The following is a 3,037-nucleotide window of genomic DNA, read 5'->3' on the forward strand; positions in this document are numbered from 1 at the left end:
TTCTGCCCGAGTTAAATGTCATGGAACTGCTCAGGTTGCGTGACCGTTTACAGATATGTTAATATCTTTCCGAAGAGAGTTTTAGGAGGGATATGGAAAGAACTTTGAGTTTTTACGTTAAATGCACCACCATTTAACCTCAAAGTTCCAACACACTGTAAAATGATAATAGCATATATTGGCCGAAATGTTAAGGACTATCGTAAAAATTTTTTGTTGTATCTGGAGAAAACAAAGTTCTTCTGCCCTGTATGTGGTAATAATACAGAATTTCATGATCGCTACGACAGACATGTACATATAGATGATAAAATTGAATGGATAGTAATTCAGCGTGTAATATGTGTTGGATGTGGTAAAACTCATGCAATACTTCCGGATTTTATCAGACCCTACAAGCATTACTCTACAGCAGATATTGAGTTCGTACTCCGGGATGTTGAGGAAGGAACTACATATGAACAGGTGGAGGCAACAGCAAGTATCTCAACAGTGAAAAGATGGTTTAAAGAGTTTAAACAACGAGGTTGTCAAGCAATAGGAGCATTAAGAGCTTTACTGAATAATATTTTTGATAAAACCATTAACGAAGTTAGGCTTACTGGACTTAAGATGTTTGAAACATTGGAATACATACTTGATAACTTCCCTAAAACTGAAAGTAACAGTCTTTCCATTGGGGATGCAAACATATGGCTTACACACTACATAGCAGGTGTTTATGTATAAAGAAATTCCCACATAGTTTGAACTGGTGACCGCAAGGTTCTCCTGTTAATCTTTAAGAAAAAAGTACAGGAGGGGTTCAAATGATCAGAAATGAAGAACTAGAAACAGCTTTAAAGCGGCATGAAATGATAGCACCGCTTTTGATTCCGGGGCTTGATGAATCAGAAAAGCGAAGGATACGCAGAGAAATCCTTGAAAGAGAAGGTATATCAGAAAGAACTCTCAGGCGGTACGTTGCTGCATACCGGGAGAACAATTATGAGGGACTTCTGAAAAAGACACGCCAAGACATTGGGAAGACCAAAGCGATATCCCAAGAAGTATTGGATCGTGCAGCAGAGCTTAGACAGGAACTGCCGGAAAGAAGTATAAGAAGGATTATACGCATACTTGAAGGTGAAGGGACAGTCAAAAAAGGTGATATATCAAGAAGCACGTTATCAAGGCACCTATTAAATATGGGATTTGGAGCTAAAGAACTTAAGAATACAAAGATAACAGGTAATGCAGTAAGAAGGTTTCAAAAGAGTGGAAGAAATATGCTGTGGCAGTCTGACATCAAGTATGGCCCATTCATACCCACAGCAAACGGTGGTAAGAAACGTACCTACATGGTAGCATTCATAGATGACGCAACAAGACTTGTTTGCCATGCAGAGTTTTACGATAATCAAAGGTTACCGATACTGGAGGACTGTTTCAGGAAGGCAATATTAAAGTATGGTAAGCCCGATGCAGTTTATGTGGACAATGGTAAAGTGTATGTATCAAGATGGTTCCGGGTGGCTTGTGCGAAGCTAGGGATAAGACATATTAACACAAAAGCTTACTCACCGGAAAGCAAAGGAAAGATAGAACGGTTTAATAGTACAATGGAAGAATTTCTACAGGAGATATCCCTTGAAAAACCAAAGAGCCTTGAGGAACTAAATCGAAAGTTTCGGATATGGTTGGACGAGGGCTACAACATGAGAGAACACAGCAGTCTAAAGGGAATAACTCCTATGCAAGCTTATTCAAGAGACCCAAAAAAGGTAAAGTTCGCAACACCTGAAGAATGTGCAGATGCTTTTCTTTGGGAGGATACAAGGAAAGTAGATAACACTGGCTGCATAAAACTTAATGGTTATGAATATGAAGCTGGAATAGAATATATAGGTAAAAAGGTTGATGTAAGATACGACCCTTTTGATATGGGGCTTGTGGAAATATGGTATAGCGGAGAACGCAAGAAGAAAGTAAGCCCGCTTACGATTGGAGAATACTGTGGAAAGGTACAAAAGTCAAGTTCGACAGTAAAGACGACACACTCAAGACTGCTTAAGGTATATGAGCAGGAAAACGCAAAGCGTCAGAAACAACGAATTGGAGTACTTTCCTTCAGGAGCATGAAGGGAGGTTCGGATAATGTTTGAACAATACTTTAACCTGACAAGAATACCATTTAGCAGGGATATACCAGAAGAAGAACTGTACAGTACTCCGAGTATAGAAGAATTATGTGAAAGATTGCAGTATGCAGCAAGAAATAGGTTGTTTGCAGTTATAACCGGTGATGTTGGAACAGGAAAAACAACAGCGCTAAGAAAGTTAGTAGATAGCCTTGATATCAATCGTTACAAGGTAATGTACATAAGTGATTCATCTTTAACACCAAGAAATTTCTACTGGGAGGTATTAAACCAACTAGGTTGCGAAGCAAAATTTTACAGAGGAGATGCAAAACGTCAGTTAACCCGTGAGCTATCGAACCTCATAGAAACACAAAAGAGGATACCAGTGATAATATCAGACGAAGCACATCTTTTATCAAGAGAAATGCTAGAGGAAGTACGGTTTCTCTTAAACTTTAAGATGGATTCATACAATCCAATGAGTTTAATTCTAGCGGGACAGAGTGAACTTAGAGATGTTCTGAAAAAACAGATATATGAGGCAATATGCCAAAGGATAGATATACGTTATCACCTTACCCCTTACGATCGGCAACAAACCGGAGAATACATCAAAAAGCATCTTGAATATGCAGGAGAAACCAGGGATATATTTACCGAGAAGGCTATTGGCGAAATTTATGACTATTCTCATGGAGTAGCAAGGAAAATCAATAAAGTATGTATAGCCTGCCTGATGCACGCAGCACAAAGGCAAACAAAGTTGATAGATGATCATGTAGTAAGGCTCATAATTGAAGATGAATTCAATTGGTAATTAATTACCCTGTTCGGTGAAGTATCGGACAGGGTTAATGAGCAAAATATACGGACACAAAATTTGGGCAAAGAGCGGTCAAACAGACCGAGCAGCG

General features: G+C 39.0%; 3 protein-coding genes. All 3 read left to right on the forward strand.

Features of this window, described 5'->3' with window-relative positions; genetic code table 11:
- Positions 1-162: 162 nt before the first annotated feature.
- The 3 genes from ACECE_RS29540 (at position 163) to ACECE_RS0217015 (ending at position 2,940) form a co-directional block, all read left to right on the forward strand.
- A complete protein-coding gene (locus tag ACECE_RS29540; RefSeq protein ID WP_010249406.1) occupies positions 163-729 on the forward strand; it encodes a DUF6431 domain-containing protein in 567 nt (188 codons plus the stop codon).
- 80 nt (positions 730-809) lie between these two features.
- The gene (locus tag ACECE_RS0217010; RefSeq protein WP_010249408.1) at positions 810-2,144 is read left to right on the forward strand and encodes an IS481 family transposase; all 1,335 of its coding nucleotides are present in this window, start codon (positions 810-812) and stop codon (positions 2,142-2,144) included.
- Complete coding sequence (locus ACECE_RS0217015; protein WP_010249409.1) at positions 2,137-2,940, forward strand: ExeA family protein; 804 nt, start codon at positions 2,137-2,139, stop codon at positions 2,938-2,940. Before ACECE_RS0217010 ends, ACECE_RS0217015 begins: the two co-directional genes overlap by 8 nt.
- The last annotated feature ends 97 nt before the right edge of the window (positions 2,941-3,037 follow it).

The organism is Acetivibrio cellulolyticus CD2 (assembly GCF_000179595.2).
GTDB lineage: Bacteria > Bacillota > Clostridia > Acetivibrionales > Acetivibrionaceae > Acetivibrio > Acetivibrio cellulolyticus.

Bases quoted from the DNA above. Each gene is read 5' to 3' on its own strand.
- ACECE_RS0217015 (WP_010249409.1), top strand. From the start codon at position 2,137: ATGTTTGAACAATACTTTAACCTGACAAGAATACCATTTAGCAGGGAT.
- ACECE_RS29540 (WP_010249406.1), top strand. From the start codon at position 163: ATGATAATAGCATATATTGGCCGAAATGTTAAGGACTATCGTAAAAAT.
- ACECE_RS0217010 (WP_010249408.1), top strand. From the start codon at position 810: ATGATCAGAAATGAAGAACTAGAAACAGCTTTAAAGCGGCATGAAATG.